The sequence below is a fragment of the Streptomyces sp. NPDC001902 genome (genome assembly GCF_042891295.1).
Lineage (GTDB): Bacteria > Actinomycetota > Actinomycetes > Streptomycetales > Streptomycetaceae > Actinacidiphila.
Window position 1 is genome coordinate 98,052 of sequence record NZ_JBIATA010000011.1, and the last position, 22,193, is coordinate 120,244.

Consider the following 22,193-nt stretch of genomic DNA (forward strand, 5'->3'; position numbering starts at 1 on the left):
CGAGCAGCCTCCGCTGCGGGCCCAAGGACTCGAAGCCACACCTGGCGTGCCCCTTCACCCGGACCCCTCAGACCGTCCACGTGGGCCGCCCTCGGGCGCCGGACACGAGCGTGGGAAGCCTCCTGAGGGCAGCAGTCCCCGGCCCGCCGGGGGCAGTTGCGTCCGCGCGAACTTGCGGCGCAGCCCTGGCCGGGCGGCGCGCCCGCGCCGCGGGGTGTTCCCGCGCCCGGCGGGGTCCCACCGGCGAGGCAGTGCCCGCGCCGGCCCGCACCGTGAACTCCGCCGGGGCAAGGAGCAGTTCCGGCGGTCCAGGTGTCGCGAAGGCGACGCCCGGACCGCCGACGTGGCGGTCGCGCGGGCCCCTCCGACCGTCCACGCTGAGGCAGCACGGCGCCGGGCGGGAGTCGCTTCCGGCACACAGGCCCGGACGGGCGGGCGCGCGCCCGCGCCGCGAGGTGCCCCTGCCGGTCCGCGCGACGGCCCAGCCGCGGCAACCCGTCACGCCGGGCCTTCGCCCGCCCGGGCACAGGGCCCCGGGTCGCCGCCACGAGAAGCACCCGCGCCCTCACGCGCGCACTTCACCATCGCTCCGAACCCACCTCGCACGCAGGCACGTTGCCGCCCGGCCGGGCGCCGGCAGCGGGTCCGCGAGGGGCCGGTCGGCTTGGTGCTCCAACCGTGACCTGCAGCACCTCTTCCCGACATGCCGACCAGTCGGTATCGTGCGGCCACCCCGGGGCACCGACGCCCCGGGGCGTACCGGTCGAACCTGCCCGTCCCCCCACCGCGCCCGCACACCCTCGCCACGCAAGCCGCTTGGAGACCGCGCGATGACGTACTACGGCGACACCTGGCACCACCGGCAACCACCGCCGCCCGCACCGGCACCACCACCGCGACCACCCGTGCGGCCCGTCGAGCTCAGGCGGCTGCGTTCGGCCTACCGGCTGCTGCGGCGGGTCTCGGCGCTCACCGCGCTCGGCTACTTCCTGGCCTTCCTCCTGCTCTCCGTGCTCGCGCGCGACACGATGGGCACGAGGGTCGCCGGACAGCTGACGCTCGGCACGCTGATGGGGCTGTCGCAGCTCGCCGTCACGTTCGCGGCGATCCGCTGGTACGAGCGCAGCGCGCGGCGGTCGGTGGACCCGCTGGCGCTGCGCGTGCGGCAGCGGGAGACGGCCGACGGGGCCGCCCGGTGAACCGGTTCGCGGCCGCATACGACTCGGGGACGCAGACCGTCGTCCTGCTCTTCTTCACGTTCCTGGTGACCTGCACGCTGCTGCTCAGCGTCTTCGCCGGGCCGGAACGGGACGACCTCGCGGAGTTCTACACGGGCTACCGCACCCTCACCCCGTTCAAGAACGGCCTGGCCATCGCGGGCGACTACATCTCCGCCGCGACCGTCCTCAGCACCACCGGCATCATCGCGCTCTTCGGCTACGACGGCTTCGTGCTGGCGACCAGCACCGGCATGTCGCTGGTGGTGCTGATGTTCCTGCTCGCCGAACCCCTGCGCAACGCGGGGCGGTTCACGATGGGCGACGTCCTCGCCCGTACGATGCGCGGCCGGTCCGTGCGGATCGCCGCCAGCGTGGTCACCCTGGCCGCGTGCCTGCCGTTCCTCATCGTGCAACTGTCGGGGGCAGGTTCGCTGCTCACCGCCATCCTGGACATCCACCTCGACGGTGCGCGCACGGTCTCCATCGCCATGATCGGCACCCTGATGGTCGTCTACGCGGCGATGGGCGGGATGCGGGGCACGGCGCTCATCCAGATCATCAAGATCGTGATGCTGCTGGGCAGCAGTGTCGTGGTCGCCGCGCTCGTCATGAGCCGCTTCGGCTGGAGCGCGGACGCCCTGCTGCGCGCCGCGCAGGCGGGCAGCGGGGCCGGCGAGGCGTACCTGCGGCAGGGCCTGGAGCTGGGGCGGACCACCGAGGGGAAGCTCGACTTCATCGGGCTGCAGCTCACGGTCGTCCTCGGGGTGGCCTGCCTGCCGCACGTGACGATGCGTCTGTACTCGGCGCCCGACGCCCCCGCCGTGCGCCGCTCGATGTCCTGGGCGGTCGGCGCGGTCACCACGTTCTGCCTGCTGGGCACGGTCATGGGGGCGGGCGCGGCCGCCATGGTCGGCGCCCGGCTGATCACGGGGGCCGACCCCGAGGGCCGTACGTCGGTGCTGATGCTGGCCCGGGCGTTCGGGGAGGCCGCGCCGTCGATCGGCGAGACGCTGCTGTACGCCGCCGTCTGCGGGACGGTGTTCGTGACGCTGCTGTCGTCGGTGTCGGGACTGACCCTCGCCGCGGCCTCGTCACTGGCGCACGACCTGTTCGGGCACGCGATGCGCGACGGACGGGCCGCCCCGCGCACCGAACTGGCCGTGGCCCGCTGGGCGGCCGTGGGTGTCGGCGCGGCGGCGGTGGCCCTGGCCGCGCTGGTCCAGGACTGGAACGTCGCCGTCATGACGACGACCGCGCTGGCGATCGGCGCCTCCGCGGTGGCGCCGGCCCTCACGTACTCGTTGTTCTGGCGGGGCTTCGGCCGCACCGGCCTGCTGGCCGCGCTGTACGGCGGCACGGGGTGCGTCCTGCTGCTGACGGTGTTCTCCACGGCGGTGTCCGGCGGTCCCACGGCGCTCTTCCCGGACCGTGACTTCCACTGGTTCCCGCTGCAGACCGCCGGGCTGGTGTCCATCCCCTTCGGCTTCCTCGCCGGCTGGCTCGGCAGCCGCTACGACCGGCGGCGCCGCGACGGGACGGCCGCCGAGAGCAGGCGGCGCTACGAGGCGGGCGAGGCACGGCTGCTGGCGGGCGCCGGCTAGTCCAACTCCCCGTCACTGGGGGCTTGTCAGCGCTTCGGACAGGGGTCACCCTCAGTCGGAACCGAATCCGATTCTGATTCGGTCGGGCCGGGAGGAGCCCTCCCGGACGGCAGGCCGCTCCGCCGCCGGAGCGCCGGGCCGACCGCGCGATCCGATCCACGATCCCCGTTCCCCGACCCCCGTTCCCCGACCCCCGCCCCCTCGTCCCGTACCACCCCGCCGAACTCCCAAGGAAGGGTGACTGGTGGAAAGCCTCCTGCGCATCGACGGACTCGAGGTCTCCTTCGGAGGCCTGTCCGCGCTCGATGCGGTGTCCCTGTCGGTCCGGCCGGGCGAAGTGCTCGGCGTCATCGGGCCCAACGGGGCCGGAAAGACGACCCTGTTCAACGCGGTGTGCGGCTTCGTACGCCCGGCCGCCGGGACGCTGCACTGGCAGGACCGGGCACTGCCCTGGCCCCGGCCGCACCAGCTGGCCCGGCTCGGCATCGCCAGGACCCTGCAGGGTCTGGGGCTGTTCCCCCGGCTGACCGTGCTGGAGAACGTCATGGTCGGGGCGACCCGGCACGCGCGGGCGGGCTTCACCTCCGCGCTGCTGGGCCTGCCGTGTTCGGACCGCGACGAGCGGCTGCTGCGCCACCGTTCGCTGGCCGTCCTGCGCGAGCTCGGCGCGGAGGACGCCGCCGGCCGGCTCCCCGGCGAACTCCCCTACGGGGTGCAGAAGCAGGTGGCGCTCGCCCGGGCGCTCGCCGGTGAACCGCGGCTGCTGCTGCTCGACGAACCGGCCTCGGGGCTGTCCGAGGACGGCATGCGCGACCTGGGCGAGGTCATCTCGGGACTGCGCGAACGGATGGCGGTCATCCTCGTCGAGCACCACATGGACCTGGTCATGAGGGTCTGCGACCGGGTCCTCGTCCTGGACTTCGGCAAGGTCATCGCCCACGGCACCCCGGACGAGGTGCGCGACGACCCGCTGGTGACGGAGGCGTACCTCGGCGACGAGGTCACCGCGGGAGCGGCCGCGGCGCCGCCCGACACCGCCGCGCCGGGGGCACCCGGGTCCCGAGAGGAGTCCTCCCGTGCTTGAGGTCCGCGAACTCGTCGTCTCCTACGGCATGGTGCGGGCCCTGGACGAGGTGTCCCTCACCGTGGACCAGGGCAGCATCACCGCCGTGCTCGGGGCCAACGGCGCCGGCAAGACCACGCTGCTGCGCACGGTCAACGGACTCGTCCGGCCGCGCTCCGGCAGCGTCCTGCTCGACGGCACCGACATCTCCCGGCTGCCCGTCGAGGAGGTCGTGCGGCTGGGCCTGTCCCACGTACCCGAGGGCCGTGGGGTCATCACCGAGCTGACCGTCCACGACAACCTCCGGCTGGGCGGGCTGTGGCGGGGCCGGCGCGAGCGCAGGGCGCTGCAGTCCGCCGGCCTGGACGAGGTCTACGCCCTCTTCCCCGCCCTGGCCGAGCGGCGCGCGCGGCCCGCGGAGACCCTCTCCGGCGGCGAGCGGCAGATGCTCGCCATCGGCAGGGCGCTGATGACCCGGCCGCGGCTGCTGCTGCTCGACGAACCGTCGCTGGGGCTCGCGCCCCGGGTCACCGCCCAGATCCTGGCCGTCCTGCGGGACCTGCGGGAGCGGCAGGGGCTCACCGTGCTCCTGGTGGAGCAGAACGCGCGCAGCGCCCTGTCCGTCGCGGACCACGGCGTCGTGCTGAACCTGGGGCGGGTGGTCGCGGCCGACGCGGCCGCGCGCCTCGCCACTGCGGAAGACCTCCGCCACGCCTACCTGGGGTTCTGAATGTACTTCATCAATCTGACACTGGGCGGGGTGAGCAGCGGCATCGTCTACGCGGCGGTCGCGCTGGCCCTGGTGCTCATCTGGCGGGCGACCCGGATCGTCAACTTCGCCCAGGGCGGCATGCTGATGATCACGACCTTCGTCGCCCTCGGCGTGATCCACGCGACCGGTTCGTACTGGCTCGGCCTGCTGGCCGCCCTCGCCTCGGGGTTCGTCCTGGGGGCGGTCGTGGAACGGGTGCTGGTCCGGCCGGTCGAGAACGGACCGCCGATGAACGCGGTCATCGTCACGCTCGGACTGCTGCTGTTCCTGCAGGCGGTGGCCGGGATGGTGTGGGGCGGCTCGCCGCGCTCCTTCCCGCCGCTGCTCGGCATCAAGGGCTTCACGGTGGGCGGTGCGAGGCTGCTGCTGTCGCCCTCGGACCTGTTCGTCATCGGGGCCGTGCTCGTGGTGATGGCGTTGCTCGTGCTGCTCTTCAGGGTCACCCCGGTGGGGCTGCGGATGCGGGCGGCGGCGTTCTCCCCCGAGGTGGCCCGGATGTTCGGGGTGCGGGTCGGGCGGGTGCTCACGCTGGGCTGGGCGCTGGCGGGGGCGGTCGGGGCGCTCGCCGGGGTCCTCGTGGCGCCGGCGACCTTCGTTGGGCCCAACCAGTTCGACGCGGTACTGGTGTTCGGCTTCGCCGCCGCCGTCGTCGGGGGGCTGGACAGCCCGCCGGGTGCGGTGGTCGGCGGGCTCGTGGTCGGGCTCACCCTCTCCTACGTCTCGGGGTACCTGGGGTCCGAGGTCGCGCTGCTGGGCGCGCTGGCGGTGTTGATGACGGTGCTGATGATCAGGCCCAACGGCCTGTTCTCGCGGACCTCCGTGCGACGGGTGTGAGGGGCTCATGACCGAGACGACCGACACGAAGGACCTGCGGTCCCCGCTCGGGGGCCCGGCCGCGACCGGCCTGAGCGCCGGGCTGAGGGGGCGGATGGACCGCACCGCGGTGCGGCACCTGGTGCCCGCGCTGCTCGGGCTGCTGGTGGTCTGCGCCGTCAGCGCCCTGCTGTCGCCGTACCAGAACCTGGAGGTCGCCGGCGTCGCCACCTATGTGTGCGCGGTCGCCGGGCTGACCGTCCTGACCGGGACCAACGGCCAGATCTCGCTGGGCCACGGCGCGCTGATGGCGGTCGGCGCCTACGGGACCGGTCTGTTCCTCACCGAACTGGGCTGGTCGCTGGCCGTCTCGCTGCTGGCGGGCACGGCGGTGACTGCCGCCCTGGGCGCGCTGGTGGGCGCCGCGGCGGCGCGGCTGCAGGGCCCGTACCTCGCGGGCGCGACCCTCACCCTGGCCGTCGGGCTGCCGGCGCTCGCGAACTACCGTCATCTGACCGATCTGCTGGGCGGCGAGAACGGGCTCGTGGTGGCCTCGCCCCCGCCGCCCGAGTCGCTGGGCCCGTACTTCCCGCTGGAGCGCTGGCAGGCCTGGGTCTGCGTGCTGTGCGCGGTGGTCGTGCTGGTGCTCCTCGCCGACCTCGGGCGCAGCCGTGTCGGCCGGTCGTGGCGGGCGATCCGGGACGACGAGGTCTCCGCGGCGCTGGCCGGCATCCACGTGGCCCGGCTGCGGGTGCTCGCCTTCGTGGTCAGCGCGGCCTGCGCAGGGCTGGGCGGCGGGCTCCTCGCGGTGGTCAGCTCGCTGGCCGCGCCCGGGGCGTTCCCGCTGGCGCTCTCCCTGTCCCTGCTGACGGCGGCGGTGCTCGGCGGGCTCGGCAGCCTGGCGGGCGCCGTGTACGGCTCGGTGCTCCTGGTCCTGCTGCCCAACTGGACGGGCGACGTGGCGGACGCCCTGCACCTGTCCCGGGGCTTCTACGCGAACCTGCCGCTCGCCCTGTACGGCCTCGCCCTCGTCCTGTCGATGCTCCTGTTCCCGCAGGGGATCCACGGGGCCCTCATCCGTCTGGTCCGGCGGCTCCGCACGCGGGGCTCCGGTACCTGACCGCCGGTATCCCGTTCCCCCGGCCACCGGCACGTCACCTGAAATCCGTCCAACACCCACCGAATCCGATTCGGTTCCAGGAGGGGTCATGAGAAGAAGTCACCGACACGGCCTGCGCCTTCGCGGCGGCGCCGCGCTGGCCGTGCTGGCCTTGGTGCTCACCGCCTGTTCCGACGGCTCCGGCAGCGGTTCCGCCGCGCCGGGCGTCACCAAGGACAGCATCGTCATCGGCAGCCACCAGCCGCTCACCGGCCCGGCGGCGCCGGGGTACAGCAACGTCTCGGCGGGCGCGAAGGCGTACTTCGACCACGTCAACGCCAAGGGCGGGGTCAACGGCCGGAAGATCGAGTTCAAGTACAAGGACGACGCGTACAACCCGACCCAGACGGTGAAGGTCACCAAGGAACTCGTCCTGGAGGACAAGATCTTCGCGATGGTGGGCGGTCTCGGCACGCCGACCCACACCAAGGTGGTCGACTACCTCAACAGCCGCCGCGTGCCGGACCTGTTCGTCTCCTCCGGCTGCCGCTGCTGGGACGAGCCCGAGAAGCACCCGCAGACCTTCGGCTGGCAGCCGGACTACCTCGTCGAGGGCAAGATCCTCGGCCAGTACATCAAGGAGAACTTCGCCGGCAAGAAGGTCGCCTACTTCTACCAGGGCGACGACTTCGGCAAGGACGGCGTCGAGGGCCTGGACCAGTACATCCCCAAGGAGTCGGTGGTCAGCCGGCAGAGCTACCAGCCCGGCGGCACCGACATCGCCCCGCAGGTCACGGCCATCGCCCAGTCCAAGGCGGACGTGGTGGTGCTCTTCACCATCCCGACGTACACCGCGCTGTTCAAGCTCACCTCGCTCAAGCTCCAGTACAACCCGCAGATGGTGGTGACCAACGTCGGTTCCGACCCGACCACCCTGGCGGGCCTGCTGGAGTCCTTCGCGAAGCAGGCGGGCGGCACGGCCGACCCCGCCGCGCTGATGAACGGCATCATCACCGACACCTACATGCCGCCGACGACCGACACGTCTAACAGCTGGATCAAGCTGTTCCGCGAGGTCCACGACAAGTACATCCCCAAGCTGCCCTTCGACGGCAACGTCGAGTTCGGGATGTCCATGGCCTACACCTTCGTCCAGGCACTGCAGGGCGCCGGGGAGAACCCGACGCGGGAGTCGCTGGTGAAGGCCGTGGAGAAGGGCGGCTTCACCGGGCCCGGACTGGTGCCGTTCCGGTTCAGCGCGGACTCGCACGCCGGCTACACCGGGGTCCAGATCGGCATCCTGAAGGGCAGCACCGAGGTCACCCTGCAGGGCACGCCGCTGGTGACGGACGACGAGCAGGGCGCCATCACGCCGTACACCACGGCACAGCCGCAGGCCCCGGCCGACGGCATCCCGGCGTCCTGAGGGGCGAGGGGTAGTGTGCTGCCCCGCCAGGCAGTGGGTCCACGGCGCGACGCGACCGTGACGGACGGAAGGTCCCGGGATGGGCGACAGACGCGGTGACGAGCTGCTCATCGGCGATCCCGCGGACCTCCCCAGCACCGGTGGGGCGTCCGGGCCGGCCCCGGCCCGGACGCCCGGCCGGGCGGCGACCACCCGGCAGGCGCTGCTCACGGCGGCCCGCGAGGTCTTCGGGGAGTCGGGGTACGCGGCGGCCGGCGTCGCCGAGGTGGTCCGCCGCGCGGACGCCAGCGTCGGCGGGCTCTACCACCACTTCGACGGCAAGGTGGACCTCTTCCTGGCCCTGTGGGAGGAGTTCCGCACCGCCCAGGTCCACACCACGGCCCGCGCGGTGGCCCGGCTCCGCGAGAGCGGGGAGAGCCGGCCCCGCGCGCTCTTCCTCACCGGCACCCGTGCGTACCTGGAGCACACCTGGGCGCGGCGGGAGATGGCCAGGCTCTTCTACACCGGGGACACCCCGCCGGGTTTCGACCTGCTGGGCCGGCAGAACCTCCGGACCTGGATCAGCCACAACGCGACCCTGCTCGGCATCACGCAGGAGCGGCCGGGCGACCGCGCCCTGCTGATCTCGCTCACCACGACGATCGCCGAGATCGGACGGGAACTCGTCGCCTGCGACGACCCGCGCGAGGCCGCCGGCCTCACGGACACCGCCCTGGAACTCATCGGCAGGCTCTGCGACTTCGGCCTGTCGGCCGCCACCGGCGACGCCACCGGCTGAGTCCTTCCGGCCACCGGCCCCGACGCCCCGCGCGCCGTGGATCCGCCCTGGTCACGGGCTCGGCAGAGCGGCTCAAGCGCAGGGCTGAACATTACCTTCGGTAAATCTGCACACCGCACACGCGGGCGACATACGCCCGCACGTACGCACGGGACATCCCCCGCCGGTGTGCGCGGTTTGATCCGGAGTGCCCGGTTCCGCAGCCCCGACGGGAAGCGCGTCTGTGAAGGAATTGCCACCGGCGCGTGGGAAATAAGGCACACCGGTGAAGCCGCGGATCCGAACCAAATTCGAACGCGGCAATCTCCAATTGGCCGTCCCACCTGCCCCCATGCTTGTATCCCGTGCCGTGGCGAAGAGGTTGCCCCCCTGATGATTCGCCACATGAAATGTGTTCACACGAAGGGAAACCCCCCATGGACTTCACCCCCCAGGTTGAGACCCGCGAGATCTCCGACGCGGACCTGGACAACGTCTCCGGCGGTCTCGTGGGCGGCCTCGTGGCCAACGCCACCGGCACCGTCGAGTCGATCGCCCCGGTCGCCGGCACCGTGTCCGGTGTCGTCGGCACCGTCGAGGGCATCTCCGGCGTCAACACCGGCGCCGTGACCGGCCTGGCCACCGGCCTGATCGCGGGTCTCTGAGACTGATGGATCCGCGGGTCCCGGAGGCCTCCCTTCCGGGACCCGCGGACGCCATTGCGGCCTTGTGTCCCAATGGCGAGGGATGCGGCTGAGGGAAGAGTTCCGTGCAGTTTCGCCAAAAGGCCCTTGCCAAGCTCCAGTCACCGGAGGAACTCGATCTCCCGGTGCGATTCGCGCGCCCGCAGGGCCGTCTCGTGCTCTCCGTCGCCATTCTCGTGATGGCCGCCGCGAGTTCCTGGGCGGTAAACGGTTCCGTGTCCTCGAAATTGAGCGCACCCGGAATCATCGGCTACGGGCAGGGCAGTTACGTCCTGCAGAGTCCGGTCGCCGGACAGGTCACCCGGGTCCTCGCCGAGGAAGGGGAGCGCCTGCCCGCCGACGCCCCGTTGCTCAGCGTGCGCACCCCGCGCGGCGACACCGTCGTCCGCACCGTGGCCGCCGGCCGGGTCAGCGCCCTGGTGGCCTCGATCGGCACCGTCGTCACCGTCGGCGCGGACGTGGCGACCGTCGAACGCGCCGCCCGCACCGGCGACCCGCTCGTCGCGACCCTCTACGTCCCGGCGACCGGCGCCTCCTCGGTGCCGGTGGGCGCCGCGGTGGACCTCGCCGTCGAGTCCGCGCCCCAGGCCCGGTACGGGGTGCTGCGCGGCCATGTGCGGGCCGTCGGCCGCACCTCGCGCACCGCCCGGCAGATCGTCGCCGACCTCGGCGACCCGCAACTCGCCGCACAACTCACCCGAGCGGGACGCCCGGTGGCCGTCGTCGTGACGCTCGACGCCTCCTCCCGCACCCCGACCGGCTACCGCTGGTCCAAGGGCGACGGCCCCTCGTACGAGCTGGACTCCATGACCCTGGCCACCGGCGCCGTCCACCTGGCCGCACAGCGCCCGATCGATTGGCTGCTCCCGTGACCGCGCCCGCCCGGCCCCAGCAGCGGCCGCTGCCGCCCGCCGGCCGCCGCAGACACCGCCCTGAGCCCGCACGCACCCGCCGGCAGCGGCCGGGCCGCAGGCCCCGGAGCGTCCGCACCCCCACCGTGCTGCAGATGGAGGCCGTGGAGTGCGGCGCGGCCTCCCTGGCGATGGTGCTGGGCCACTACGGCCGGCACGTGCCGCTGGAGGAACTGCGCATCGCCTGCGGCGTCTCCCGCGACGGCTCCCGCGCCAGCAACCTGCTGAAGGCGGCCCGCGGCTACGGCCTGCAGGCCAAGGGCATGCAGATGGAGACCGCGGCCCTCGCCGAGGTGCGCGCCCCGGCCGTCCTCTTCTGGGAGTTCAACCACTACGTCGTCTACGACGGCATGGGCCGCCGCCTCGGCCGGCGCGGCGTCCACGTCAACGACCCGGACAAGGGGCGGCGGTTCGTGCCCCTGGAGGACTTCGACACCAGCTTCACCGGAGTCGTGCTGACCTTCGAGCCGGGCCCGGACTTCCACCGCGGCGGCCGCAGGCCCGGCGTGCTCGGCGCCCTCCCGGCCCGGCTGCGCGGGACCAGCGGCACCATGCTCGCCGCGCTCGTGGCCAGCCTCCTGCTGGTCGCGGTCGGAGCCGCGCTGCCCGCGCTCAGCCGCACGTACATCGACCTGTTCCTGATCGGCGACCAGACCTCACTGCTGGGCACGCTGTTCGCGTCGATGGCCGCGATGGTGGCGCTCACCGCCGCGCTCACCGCGGTCCAGCAGTCCAACCTGCTGCGCGGCCGCATCATCTCCTCCACCCTCGGCAGCGCCCGCTTCCTGCGCCACCTGCTGCGGCTGCCGGTCACCTTCTTCACCCAGCGCAACCCGGCCGACCTCGTACAACGCCTGCAGTCCAACGACGCGGTCGCCGAGACCCTCGCCCGCGACCTGGCCGCCGCGGCCGTCGACGGCGTCGTCGTCGTGCTCTACGCGCTGCTGATGTGGACGTACGACCCGCAACTCACCGTCCTTGGGGTGGGGATCGCCCTGCTCAACGCCGTCGCCATGCGCGTGGTGACACGGCTGCGGGCCACCCGGACGCAGAAGCTGCGCGCCGACAGCGCCCGGCTCACCAACACCTCTTACACCGGCCTGCAGTTGATCGAGACGATGAAGGCCACCGGCGGCGAGAACGGCTACTTCCGCCGCTGGGCCGGGCAGCACGCCGCCACCCTGGAGGAGCAGCAGCGGCTCGGCGTGCCCAGCGCCTGGCTGTCGGTCGTCGCCCCGACCCTCGCGACGCTCAACAGCGCGCTCATCCTGTGGATCGGCGGGCTGCGGGCGGTGGAGGGGCACATCTCGATCGGCCTGCTCGTCGCCTTCCAGTCCCTGGTCGTCCGGTTCACCGCGCCCATCACCCGGCTCAACGGCGTCGCCGGCCGCATCCAGGACTTCGCCGCCGACGTGGTGCGGCTCAAGGACGTCGAGAACTTCCCCGTCGACTCGCTGTACGCGCGCCCCGAGTCCGGGGCGAGCACCCGCCGGCTGAAGGGCCACGTCACGCTGGAGGACGTCACCTTCGGCTACAGCCCCCTCGACAAGCCGCTGCTGTCCGGCTTCTCACTGTCCGTCGCGCCCGGCCGCCAGGTCGCGCTCGTCGGCGGCTCCGGCAGCGGCAAGTCCACCGTCTCCCGGCTGATCGCAGGGCTCTACAGCCCCTGGGAGGGCACGATCCGCATCGACGGGCAGCGCCTGGAGGACATCCCGCGCGGGTCCCTGGCCGCCTCCGTCTCCTTCGTCGACCAGGACGTCTTCCTCTTCGAGGGCACGGTGCGCGACAACGTCGCGCTGTGGGACCCCTCCATCCCCGACGGGGACGTCGAGGCCGCACTGCGCGACGCCTGCCTGTACGAGGTCGTCGCCCGCCGCCCCGGCGGCGTCCACAGCCACGTCGAGCAGGACGGCCGCAACTTCTCCGGCGGGCAGCGGCAGCGGCTGGAGATCGCCCGGGCCCTGGTCCGGCGGCCCAGCGTGCTGGTGCTCGACGAGGTGACCAGCGCCCTCGACGCGGAGACCGAGCAGGTCATCATCGACAACCTGCGGCGCCGAGGCTGCGCCTGCGTGGTGATCGCGCACCGGCTCAGCACGGTCCGCGACAGCGACGAGATCGTGGTCCTCGACCACGGCACGGTCGTCGAGCGCGGACGTCACGAGGAGCTGATCGCGGCGGGCGGTGCGTACGCCGCCCTGGTCAAGGAGCACTGAGGTGATCCCCGTACAGCCCGGCACCGCCGCCGGCGATCCGGTCCTGACCGCCCTCGGCGGGCTCGGCGGCCCCGTCGACTGCACCGGCCTGCGCAGCCTGCCCCTGGAGGGCCCGCACGTGCTGTGGCTCGTGGTGGCCGGCGCCCTCGACCTGTTCGCGGTCGACGCCGCCCAGCAGGGCCACTGGCACTACCTGGGCCGCCTGGAACCCGGCACCCTCCTCCTCGGCCCGGTCGAGGGGCCCCGGCACACCCTCGTCGGACGCCCGCTGCAGGGCTGCTTCCTGCGCCGCGTCCCGCTGCGCGAGCTGTACCGGCCGCCCCACCCGCACCAGACGGCGCACGGCGACGGCTGGGCGCAGCAGGGCCCGTACGGCGCCGGCCACGACACCCGGGAGCTCGCCCTCAGCCTCCTCGAGCACGCCTTCGCACTCGGTGTCGGGCGCAGCCAGCGGGTGCTCTACGAGGCCCCGCTGACCGGCCGCACCACGGACGGCGAACACGTCGCCGACGACGACATCCTGTGGCTGCCGGTCCTGCCGGGCAGCGTGCAGTACGGCGCCGCGTACTCCGCGGAGGCGGCGGGCGACCTGCTCCTCGACGGCGCGATGTGGCAGAGCATGGTCAACCAGCAGTACCGGCTGCTGTCGACGCTGGACGGCTGGATCGAGGGCCTGGAGCGCGCCCACGAGGACCGCACGGCCGCGGGCATCAGGGCCGGGGAGGCCGTCCGCGAGCAGGCCGACCGCGATCTGCTGGCCTCCATCGCCACCTCCCGCAAGGCCCCCGCGCGTACCGCCGAGGCCTCCGACGACACGACGTACGCCGTCTGCCGGCAGGTCGCCGAGGCCGCCGGGATCACCCTCACCCCGCCGTCGCGCAGCGGGGCGGTCAGCGACCGCATGGACCCGGTCGAGCGGGTCGCCGTCACCTCCGGCATCCGCACCCGCCCGGTACGCCTCGACGGCGCCTGGTGGCGGGAGAACACCGGCCCCCTGGTCGGCCGGCGCGCCGCGTCCGGCGCGCCGGTGGCCCTGCTGTGGCGGCGCGGCGGCTACGAGGCGGTCGGGCCCGGCGGCAGCAGCCGCGTGCGGGTCGCCGACCACAACGCGGAGGACTTCGAGGAGCGCGCGGTCATGCTCTACCGGCCGCTCCCCGAACGGGGCACCGGGCTGACGCGGCTGCTGCGCTTCAGCCTCCGGGGCTCGGCGGGCGATCTGCGCAACCTCGTCCTGAGCAGTCTGGTCACCGTGGGCCTCGGCGCGTTCGTGCCCATCGCGACCGGGCAGGTGCTGGGCACGTACGTACCCGACGCGGAGACCGGGCTGATCGTCCAGGCCGCCCTGGCCGTCGTCGTCACCGGCCTGGTCTGCGCCGTCTTCATGCTGATGCAGAACCTCACCGTGCTGCGCATCGAGGGCCGCATCGAGGCCACCTTGCAGCCCGCCGTGTGGGACCGTCTGCTGCGCCTGCCGACCGGGTTCTTCGCCGGCCGCTCGACCGGCGAGCTCGCCAGTGCCGCGATGGGCATCAGCGCCATCCGCCGGGTGCTCGCCGGGGTGGGCCCGGTCGCCGTCCAGGCGACGACGGTCGGCGCGATGAACCTCGTCCTGCTGCTCCTGTACAGCGTCCCGCTCGCGCTCGCCGCCCTCGGCATGCTCGTCGTCATCGGGGCCCTGCTCCTCGGCCTCGGGCTGTGGGAACTGCGCTGGCAGCGACGGCTGGTGGTGCTCGGCAACAAGCTGAACAACGAGGCCTTCCAGACCCTGCGCGGCCTGCCCAAGCTCCGCGTCGCCGCCGCCGAGAGCTTCGCCTACGCCGCCTGGGCCCGCCGCTTCGCCCGCAGCCGCGAACTCCAGCAGCGCGCGGGCCGCATCAAGAACATCACCACCGTGCTCAACGCGGTCTACCTGCCGCTCTGCTCCCTCATCATGTTCATGCTGCTGGCCGGCCCGGCCCGGGGCTCGCTGTCCGCGTCCGGCTTCCTCACCTTCAGCACCGCCATGACGATGCTGCTGACCTCGGTCACCCAGCTCACCGGGGCGCTGCTGTCGGCCGCGGCGGTGCTGCCGATGTACGAGCAGGTCAAACCGATCCTCGACGAGACCCCCGAGGTGCGCGGCGGCAGCACCCAGCCGGGCGTCCTGTCCGGCGCGATCGAGGCCCGCAACCTCTCCTTCCGCTACTCCGGCGACGGCCCGCTCGTCCTCGACGACGTCTCCCTGCGGGTCGGGCCCGGCGAGTTCGTGGCGATCGTCGGCCCCAGCGGCTGCGGCAAGTCCACCCTGCTGCGCCTGCTCATCGGCTTCGACCGGCCCGCGTCCGGCAGCGTCCTCTACGACGGCCAGGACCTGGCCGCGCTCGACCAGGGCGCGGTCCGCCGGCAGTGCGGCGTAGTGCTGCAGAACGCCCAGCCGTTCACCGGCTCGATCCTCGACTGCATCTGCGGCGCCGAGGTCCACACCCAGGAGGAGGCGATGGAGGCCGCCGCCATGGCCGGTCTCGCCGAGGACATCAAGCGCATGCCCATGGGCCTGCACACCATGATCGCGGGCGGCAGCACCATCTCCGGCGGCCAGCGCCAGCGCCTGATGATCGCCCAGGCCCTGATCCGGCGGCCCCGCATCCTCTTCCTCGACGAGGCCACCAGCGCCCTCGACAACGAGACCCAGCGCACCGTCATCGACAGCACCCGACGGCTGCGCGCCAGCCGTGTCGTGATCGCCCACCGGCTCTCCACCGTCATGGACGCCGACCGCGTCGTCGTCATGGAGGACGGCCGCGTCGTCGAGGAGGGCCGCCCCTCCGACCTGCTGGCGAACCCCGGCGGCCGGCTGCGCGAACTGGTGCGCCGCCAGATGAGCTAGATCAGGCGCCCTGCTGGTGCACTCGGTCAACCGTCAACGTGCTCACGGTGTCGGCATCCCGACAGCTGTCTGCAAAACGACAGGCAGTTGGGTGCGGACGTCGCTCGGGGCCGCGGCAACGTGCCGCCTCCCGGGAACCCCGCGATCAGCACCCAGGAGCGCGGACCGAACCGCCACCACCCGTATCCGAGTTCGCGCTGCTCAGGGCTTTGACAGGCTCGGTCACCCGCACTTCGGCGAGCGACCGGGCGCCGCTCCCGTCGCGGGGAACCCACCGCGCCCGCGCCGGTGAAACGCCCCCAACAGGCGGCCGTGGCAACGCCGGCCGGGACGGATCGTCATTCGAACGTGATCTTCTCGTAATCGGTCGGAGGTTGGGTGTGACGGACATTCACACCGTTCACTTCATGGGAGGAGACTCGTGGTCACGAGCGCGAGCCTTCGACGACGACGACGCCGCATCGTCGCGGCGTCGGCAATCACCGTTTTCGCCACCATATTCAGCGGCTTGGGGAACATCGGGCCGGCCGCGGCACAGACCGGCGCTCCGCTGCCGGACCTGAAGCTGGGTCAGTACGACCACTCACGAGCCACCCTCACGGGCGGTGGCGCCCTGCACACCGCCGCGCAGCCCGAGGCCATCAAGGGGCAGTACGTCGTGCGGCTGCGGGAAGCGCCCGTCACTTCGTACACGGGCGGCGTCAAGGGACTCGCGGCGACGAGGCCGGTGGCCGGGCAGGAGCTCCAGCCCCATTCGGCCGCGGCCGAGAAGTACCGGCAGCACCTGGGCGAAGCGCAGCGTGACGTACTCGGCGACTTCGGTGTGCGGGCTCAGCGGACCTACACGACCGCCTTCAACGGCTTCGCCGTCAAACTGACCGGCGCGCAGGCCGGCAAGCTGTCCAAGGACCCGCGCGTCGCGGCGGTCACCCCGGCCCGTCTCGTGAAGGCCGACGCGGCGACGACCGGGACAACGCAGGCGGCGCAGCCCCCGGCACAGGCTCCGACGGGTAGGGCTCCGCAGACCGCGACGCAGACCAAGCCGGCTCACGGCTCCGATGTGGTCATCGGCGTGATCGACACCGGCATCTGGCCGGAGAGCGCCTCCTTCGCCGCCACCATGCCGCGGCCGGCGGGCTGGCACGGCACCTGCCAGACCGGTGAGGGCTTCCCCGCCGGCGCCTGCAACGGCAAGATCGTCGGCGCCCGGTACTTCGCCGACGGGTGGCTCAGCGCCTACGGCTCGCTCCCCGACGGGGAGACCCTCTCGCCCCGGGACATGAACGGACACGGCACCCACACCGCCTCCACCGCGGCGGGTCTTCCCGTCAAGCACGCGATGGTCCTCGGGCACGACTACGGCGCGATCTCCGGAGTGGCGCCCGACGCGCGGATCGCCGTGTACAAGGCGCTGTGGGGCGGCTCGGGCACGGACGCCGACATCATCGCGGCGATCGACGCGGCCGTGGCCGACGGTGTCCAGGTCATAAACTACTCGATCGGCAACTCGATGGGCGACTACCAGCCCAACAGCCCGATCGGGGACGCCTTCCTCAACGCCTACCTCGCCGGCGTCTTCGTCGCCGCGGCGGCCGGCAACGACGGCATGTCCGGAATGGTCAGCAACGCCGAACCATGGGTGACCACGGTGGGCGCGACGGTGGAGCGTTCCCACGAGGCGACCGTGCGGCTCGGCGACGGCACCCGCATCGTCGGCACGTCGATGGACCAGCTGCCGTCCCGTCGCAGCACCCCCATCGTCTTCGCCGACCAGGCCGGATCGCTCGACGACGGCGCGCAGTACTGCTGGTCGGGAAGCCTCGACCCCGCCAAGGTCAAGGGCAAGATCGTGGCCTGCGACTTCATCGACCCCGTCGACGCGGTGGCGACGGTCAAGGCCGCCGGCGGTGTCGGCGTGGTGCTGTTCCAGTCGACCGGCAACACCCGGCTCAACGTGATCTACGACTTCCCGACCGTCTACCTATGGAGCGCCGAACAGGCGGGCAAGCTCTTCAACTACCTGTGGGCGCACCGTACGGACGGGACCGCGTCGCTGGTCGAGGGCGGCGACGGCAGCAGCCTCGTGGGACTGCCGAGCGTGGCCGGCCTCTCGTCGTACGGCCCCGACCAGGTCCACACCGGACTGCAGAAGCCCGACCTCGTCGCGGACGGCATCGACGTGGTGGCGGCGGTGTCGCCGATGGACGGCGGGCGTCTCTTCGACGCGTACTCGGGTACCTCCATGGCGGCCCCGCACGTGGCCGGCATGGCCGCGCTGCTGCGCGCCCGGCACCCGAAGTGGTCGCCTGGCGCGACCGCCTCGGCCCTGCGCACCACCGCCACCGACACCAAGGGCACGGCCAGCCCGCTGCAGCAGGGCTCCGGCATGCCCCGTACCTCGTCCGCCGACGACCCGGGCCTGGTGATCGAGCCTTCCGCGGCCGAACTGACCGCCTTCGCTTCCGCGGCGACTCCGGACGGCAAGGAGATCAACCTGCCCTCGATCGCGCTGCGCGAGTACGACGGGACGAAGCCGGTGCGCCTCACGCGTCGGCTGACCAACGTCGGCACGCGAACCGAGACGTACACGGCGCGCGTCGAGGGACTGCCCGGTATGAAGGTGACGGTCAGCCCCCGGACGATCTCGGTGAAGCCCGGTGCCACCGCCACGGTGACCATCACGCTGGAGCGCGGCACCGCGACCTGGGACCGCTACACCACCGGTTCACTGGTGTTCACGAGCGCCAAGCACCGGGTGCGGCTGACCGTCGCCGGCCGTCCGTGGGGCTTCACGCCGCGGCCGTACGACGACACGGGAATCGAGTTCGGCCGCACCGGCGGCCAGGGCCAAGGCTTCCTGGAGCCCGGCTTCACCGGACCGCTGACCGGCCGCACCACCGGGTACACCCCCGTGACCTGGACGGACAAGAAGCTCACGACCTCCGTCAGCGGCGGCGTCTTCTCCCCCGGCGGGGTGGGCACCCAAGGCACGAAGATCACCGTGCCGCGCGGCGCGGCCGGACTCGTCGTGCAGACGGCCTCGGACGACCCCAACACCAATCTCGACCTGTACCTCTACAAGGACGGCAAGCTGGTCGACCGGAGCTGGGCGTCGTGGCACAGCAACGAGCGCAGCGTCCGGTTCTTCCCCGAACCCGGCGTCTACACCGCCTACGTGCACGCCCAGACGGCCACGTCACCCGACATTCCCTACCGGCTCGGGGTGACCGTCATCCCTGAGAAGGCCGACCGGCGCAACGCCACCTTGACCACACCGTCCGCGGTGCAGCGGGGCGGGAACGCGCAGGTGACACTGAACCCGGTGGGCCCGCAGCCCGACGTCGAGCAGTGGGCGTACACCGAATTCCGCACCGGCCGAACCGTCGTACCCGGCCTGCTGATCAGTTCCCGCTGACCGCAGACCGATGTGCCGACCGTTCCATGCCGGACCGGGGGCCGGCCTTCCCGAAGGAAGGCCGGCCCCCGGCCGGGCGGCCGCGCAGAGGGTTCCGGGGGCCGCCGTCAGGGGACGACGATGACCGGCCGCTGGGCGCTGCGCGCCAGCCGGTCGGAGATCGGGCGGAAGAGCCGGATGCCGGCCCCGCGCCTGCGGCCGACGATGATGGCGTTCGCCCGGTACTTGCGGCCGGCCTTCTCCAGCTCCTGCGCGACGGCGCCCCTGCGGTGGATGAGCGTCCACGGCAGCCCCGACAGATGGTCCTCGCAGGCGAGCTGCCCCAGCAGCGTGTGCCTGCCGCCGGCGTGCGGCCCGCAGCCGCCGCCCGGGTTCTCGTAGCCGAGCAGCGACGCGACGGGGTTCTCCTTCGCGACGTGGACGATGAGGAGCGCCGCGCCGGTGCGCCGCGCCATTCCGGCCGCGTACGACAGCGCCCGCCTGCTGGGGGCCGAGCCGCTGTACCCGACGAGCACCCCGTACTTGTCGACGCTCGTACGACTGGCGCCCGTCGCGGGAGCCGGTTCCCCGGCGGTGGACGACCGCGCCAGGGGATCGTCGCCGACAGGTTCGGGAACGCCATGGCCTGCCATGAGAAACCTTTCGGGGGTGAACGGGAGACGGCCTCGGGAACCGGAGGCGGTCACACGAGGACGACCGGGCATCCACCGCTTCCGACCGGCGCCGCCCGCGAAGTGTGACAACCCCGGCACCGCGGGACGGGGCGGCGCGCCCGGTGACGCCGCGTTCCCCGGGGTGTGTCACACGCGCGCAGGACGTCCGGTCTCAGTGGAGGAAGCAGAGCCCTGTCCCCGGGAATGTGAGGAAGCGTGCCGTGAGCGAGGAAGCGGTTCCCGGACGGCGCGGCACGGCGCGCGCCGCGGGGACGGGAGCGGCGTGAGCGCGCCGCAGACCGCCGCCACGGCGTGGCGGCGGCGGATGGTCGCCCGCGTCGCCGACGAGAAGCACCGCACCGCCACCGCGCTGGAGCTCTTCTTCGACCTCTGCTTCGTGGTGGCCGTCGCGCAGACGTCCGCCGCGTTCGAGGAGGAACTGGCCGCAGGGCACGTCGGGCGCGGTGTCCTCGGCTACGCGCTGGTGTTCTTCGCGATCTGGTGGGCGTGGATGAACTTCACCTGGTTCGCCTCCGCCTACGACACCGACGACATCCCGTACCGCCTGCTCACCGTCGTGCAGATCAGCGGCGCCCTCGTCATGTCCGCGGGCACGGCGGCCGCCCTGCAGCACGGCGACTACACCGTCATCACCTGGGGCTACGTCGTCATGCGGCTCGCCATGGTCAGCCAGTGGCTGCGGGCTGCCGGCGCCGACCCCGAGCGGCGCCGGTGCTGTCTGCGGTACGCCGCGGGGATCCTGGTGGTGCAGACCGGCTGGCTGGCGCACCTGGTGGTGCCGGGCGACATCCGCCTCCCGGCGCACGCGATACTCGCCCTGGCCGAACTCGCCGTTCCCGTGTGGGCCGAGCGGGTGGCCCACACCACCTGGCACCCGCGCCACATCGCCGAGCGCTTCGGCCTGTTCACCCTCATCGTGCTGGGCGAGTCCATCACGGCCGCCGCCGGGGCGGTACGCACCGCCCTCGACACCGACGCGACGTTCGGCGACATCGCCACGCTGGTGCTGGGCGGCACCCTCACCGTCTGCGCCCTGTGGTGGCTGTACTTCGCCCAGAACGCCTCCCGCCGCCTCAACAGCTTCACCACGGCCACGTTGTGGGGCTACGGCCACTACGCGGTCTTCGCCTGCGCCGCGGCCGTGGGTGCCGGACTCGCCGTCAACGTCGCCCAGGCGACCGGGCACGGCCATCTGGGCGCCCACGGCGTGGCGGCCGCCTACACGGTGCCCGTCGCCGGGTTCGTCCTGTCCGTGTGGCTCCTGCACCGCCGGACCGCCGGGCACCCCACCGCGCCCGACGTGGTGCACGCGCTCGCCGCGGCGGCGATCCTCGCCGCCACGTTCACCCCTGCCCCGGTGCTCGTGACCGGCGTCGCGGCCGCGCTCCTGGTCGCCGCGACCTGCGTCCCGGTCGGGCGCGGCAGCCCGCGGGCAGCGGCGCCCTGAACGGGCGGCGCCGACGGAACCCACCCTGCGGCAACCGCGTCCAACCGCCATGACCACCAGGCACTTCGCACGCACCGCCGCCCTCGCGGCCGCTGCCGCCGCCCTCGCCGCCGCCCTCGCGGGCTGCGCCAACCGGGACGCAGGCCGGGACGCCCCCCGCGTGGCGCTCCCCACTGCCCCTGCTCCGTCCGTCCGGTTCCCGACCGCCCCGGCCCCGACCTCCATCCCTTACGAGCTGTACACCCACTGCGGGATCGACGAGGCCCTCATCGGCTCGACGTACTTCGAGGCGGAGACCCCGCTCTCCGGCGGCGCCTTCAACCCCCCGCCGGACTGGGACAACCCCACGCAGCGGGGCACGATGACGCTGCTGTCACCGACGTCGGCGGTCTTCACCGACCCCGCGGGCCACGAGGTGCGCTTCCGCGCACGGGTGGGGGCGGACGACTTCAAGCGCGTGTGCCAGTAGCGGCCGTCATCGCACGGCCCAGGTCGCGAAGATGTGGAGCGCCGCCTCGATCCGGGCCCTCTCGCCCTCGCCGGGCTCTCCCGCGAACCGGACGAACACCACGGAGGAACCGGGGTCGCCCGCGACGAGCAGCGTCAGCGGCACGCGGCCCGACAGAGGGTAGGCGTACCAGCCGTCGTGCCGCTCGGCGTCCGTCGCCGGGAGGGCCGCGTCGATCGCCTGCCAGTCCCGGTCGTCGAACCCGTACCCCGTGAAGTGCGCCACCGACTCGCACAGGGGCCGCAGGTTGGTCTCGATGACCCAGCTCCCGGTGAAGACCCGGTCGTCGTCCCCCGTGGTCAACTCTCGTCCCCCCGCGCCCTCGTCCTGAGGTAACCATTGTGGACCGCGCTCAGCAGTACGTGTTCCAGCCGGAGCGGTAGCCGTCGCGGTAGCCGCGGCGGTATTCGGAGTTCCAGCTCTGGGGGCGGTAGGAGTCCCATTGGTTCCGGCAGCGCGGGCGTGAGCGGGCGTCGTACCGTCCGTCGTCCCGGCCGTCGCGGTAACCGCGCCAGTACCGGTCGCCCGCCAGTGGGGCGAGGGTGCCCGCCGCCTGCGCCTGGACCGTGCCAGCCGTGACATGGCCGGCGGTCGCGGCCTGCGCGGGCGCCGCCGGCAGGACCGCCAGGGCTCCCACGGCCACCGGGCCTGCGAGCAGTGCGAGAAATCGCTGTGCGCGCATGGCTGTTTCCCCTCTCGGAAGC

The 22,193-nt window shown here is 72.9% G+C and carries 18 protein-coding genes; 15 read left to right on the forward strand and 3 right to left on the reverse strand.

What is annotated here, in order from left to right; genetic code table 11:
* Positions 1-830: 830 nt before the first annotated feature.
* The 13 genes from ACFYYN_RS19735 to ACFYYN_RS19795 all read left to right on the forward strand — a co-directional run bounded on the left by ACFYYN_RS19735 (position 831) and on the right by ACFYYN_RS19795 (position 18,860).
* Complete coding sequence (locus ACFYYN_RS19735; RefSeq protein WP_500323779.1) at positions 831-1,199, forward strand: DUF485 domain-containing protein; 369 nt, start codon at positions 831-833, stop codon at positions 1,197-1,199.
* Positions 1,196-2,821, forward strand: coding sequence for a sodium/solute symporter (locus tag ACFYYN_RS19740; protein ID WP_500546842.1), 1,626 nt, complete (start codon positions 1,196-1,198; stop codon positions 2,819-2,821). The genes ACFYYN_RS19735 and ACFYYN_RS19740 overlap by 4 nt, the downstream gene beginning before the upstream one ends.
* Positions 2,822-3,065: 244 nt before the next feature.
* Positions 3,066-3,905 carry an ABC transporter ATP-binding protein gene (locus ACFYYN_RS19745; RefSeq protein ID WP_500546843.1) on the forward strand — a complete coding sequence of 280 codons (840 nt, stop codon included), beginning with the start codon at positions 3,066-3,068 and terminating at the stop codon, positions 3,903-3,905.
* Entirely contained in the window at positions 3,898-4,614 is a 717-nt protein-coding gene (locus tag ACFYYN_RS19750; RefSeq protein ID WP_500546844.1) for an ABC transporter ATP-binding protein, read from the forward strand. The genes ACFYYN_RS19745 and ACFYYN_RS19750 overlap by 8 nt, the downstream gene beginning before the upstream one ends.
* A 30-nt stretch (positions 4,615-4,644) precedes the next feature.
* A complete protein-coding gene (locus tag ACFYYN_RS19755) occupies positions 4,645-5,490 on the forward strand; it encodes a branched-chain amino acid ABC transporter permease (RefSeq protein WP_500323776.1) in 846 nt (281 codons plus the stop codon).
* A 7-nt stretch (positions 5,491-5,497) separates the two neighbouring features.
* Complete coding sequence (locus tag ACFYYN_RS19760; protein WP_500546845.1) at positions 5,498-6,589, forward strand: branched-chain amino acid ABC transporter permease; 1,092 nt, start codon at positions 5,498-5,500, stop codon at positions 6,587-6,589.
* A gap of 88 nt (positions 6,590-6,677) precedes the next feature.
* Positions 6,678-7,994 (forward strand): ABC transporter substrate-binding protein, encoded by a 1,317-nt coding sequence (locus tag ACFYYN_RS19765; protein WP_500546846.1) that lies wholly within the window; start codon positions 6,678-6,680, stop codon positions 7,992-7,994.
* A 79-nt stretch (positions 7,995-8,073) separates the two neighbouring features.
* On the forward strand, positions 8,074-8,772 hold the full coding sequence (locus ACFYYN_RS19770) for a TetR/AcrR family transcriptional regulator (protein ID WP_500546847.1): 699 nt from the start codon (positions 8,074-8,076) through the stop codon (positions 8,770-8,772).
* 416 nt (positions 8,773-9,188) lie between these two features.
* A complete protein-coding gene (locus ACFYYN_RS19775) occupies positions 9,189-9,416 on the forward strand; it encodes a type A2 lantipeptide (RefSeq protein ID WP_500323772.1) in 228 nt (75 codons plus the stop codon).
* Positions 9,417-9,520: 104 nt separating this feature from the next.
* Complete coding sequence (locus ACFYYN_RS19780) at positions 9,521-10,327, forward strand: hypothetical protein (RefSeq protein WP_500546848.1); 807 nt, start codon at positions 9,521-9,523, stop codon at positions 10,325-10,327.
* On the forward strand, positions 10,324-12,579 hold the full coding sequence (locus ACFYYN_RS19785) for an NHLP family bacteriocin export ABC transporter peptidase/permease/ATPase subunit (protein WP_500546849.1): 2,256 nt from the start codon (positions 10,324-10,326) through the stop codon (positions 12,577-12,579). The genes ACFYYN_RS19780 and ACFYYN_RS19785 overlap by 4 nt, the downstream gene beginning before the upstream one ends.
* A 1-nt stretch (position 12,580) precedes the next feature.
* On the forward strand, positions 12,581-15,445 hold the full coding sequence (locus ACFYYN_RS19790; RefSeq protein ID WP_500546850.1) for an NHLP bacteriocin export ABC transporter permease/ATPase subunit: 2,865 nt from the start codon (positions 12,581-12,583) through the stop codon (positions 15,443-15,445).
* A 508-nt stretch (positions 15,446-15,953) separates the two neighbouring features.
* Positions 15,954-18,860 (forward strand): S8 family serine peptidase, encoded by a 2,907-nt coding sequence (locus tag ACFYYN_RS19795; RefSeq protein ID WP_500546851.1) that lies wholly within the window; start codon positions 15,954-15,956, stop codon positions 18,858-18,860.
* A gap of 107 nt (positions 18,861-18,967) precedes the next feature.
* Here ACFYYN_RS19795 and ACFYYN_RS19800 read toward each other — a convergent pair whose 3' ends face one another.
* Positions 18,968-19,492: a universal stress protein gene (locus ACFYYN_RS19800; protein WP_500546852.1), complete on the reverse strand. Its 525-nt coding sequence runs from the start codon at positions 19,490-19,492 to the stop codon at positions 18,968-18,970.
* Positions 19,493-19,796: 304 nt separating this feature from the next.
* Here ACFYYN_RS19800 and ACFYYN_RS19805 point away from each other — a divergent pair, with 304 nt between their 5' ends.
* Positions 19,797-20,981, forward strand: a complete 1,185-nt coding sequence (locus ACFYYN_RS19805) for a low temperature requirement protein A (protein ID WP_500546853.1) — start codon at positions 19,797-19,799, stop codon at positions 20,979-20,981.
* A gap of 49 nt (positions 20,982-21,030) precedes the next feature.
* Positions 21,031-21,450, forward strand: a complete 420-nt coding sequence (locus ACFYYN_RS19810; protein WP_500546854.1) for a hypothetical protein — start codon at positions 21,031-21,033, stop codon at positions 21,448-21,450.
* Between the two features lie 6 nt (positions 21,451-21,456).
* On the opposite strand, the gene ACFYYN_RS19815 is transcribed toward ACFYYN_RS19810, so the two are convergent.
* Together ACFYYN_RS19815 and ACFYYN_RS19820 are read right to left on the reverse strand one after the other, a co-directional pair.
* Positions 21,457-21,792, reverse strand: a complete 336-nt coding sequence (locus ACFYYN_RS19815) for a hypothetical protein (protein WP_500546855.1) — start codon at positions 21,790-21,792, stop codon at positions 21,457-21,459.
* A gap of 49 nt (positions 21,793-21,841) precedes the next feature.
* Positions 21,842-22,171 carry a hypothetical protein gene (locus tag ACFYYN_RS19820; RefSeq protein WP_500546856.1) on the reverse strand — a complete coding sequence of 110 codons (330 nt, stop codon included), beginning with the start codon at positions 22,169-22,171 and terminating at the stop codon, positions 21,842-21,844.
* Between the last annotated feature and the right edge of the window lie 22 nt (positions 22,172-22,193).

Excerpts from the sequence above, each read along its gene's own strand:
- ACFYYN_RS19735 (WP_500323779.1), top strand. The coding sequence starts at position 831 with ATGACGTACTACGGCGACACCTGGCACCACCGGCAACCACCGCCGCCC.
- ACFYYN_RS19760 (WP_500546845.1), top strand. The coding sequence starts at position 5,498 with ATGACCGAGACGACCGACACGAAGGACCTGCGGTCCCCGCTCGGGGGC.
- ACFYYN_RS19765 (WP_500546846.1), top strand. The coding sequence starts at position 6,678 with ATGAGAAGAAGTCACCGACACGGCCTGCGCCTTCGCGGCGGCGCCGCG.
- ACFYYN_RS19770 (WP_500546847.1), top strand. The coding sequence starts at position 8,074 with ATGGGCGACAGACGCGGTGACGAGCTGCTCATCGGCGATCCCGCGGAC.
- ACFYYN_RS19775 (WP_500323772.1), top strand. The coding sequence starts at position 9,189 with ATGGACTTCACCCCCCAGGTTGAGACCCGCGAGATCTCCGACGCGGAC.
- ACFYYN_RS19800 (WP_500546852.1), bottom strand. The coding sequence starts at position 19,492 with ATGGCAGGCCATGGCGTTCCCGAACCTGTCGGCGACGATCCCCTGGCG.
- ACFYYN_RS19810 (WP_500546854.1), top strand. The coding sequence starts at position 21,031 with ATGACCACCAGGCACTTCGCACGCACCGCCGCCCTCGCGGCCGCTGCC.
- ACFYYN_RS19820 (WP_500546856.1), bottom strand. The coding sequence starts at position 22,171 with ATGCGCGCACAGCGATTTCTCGCACTGCTCGCAGGCCCGGTGGCCGTG.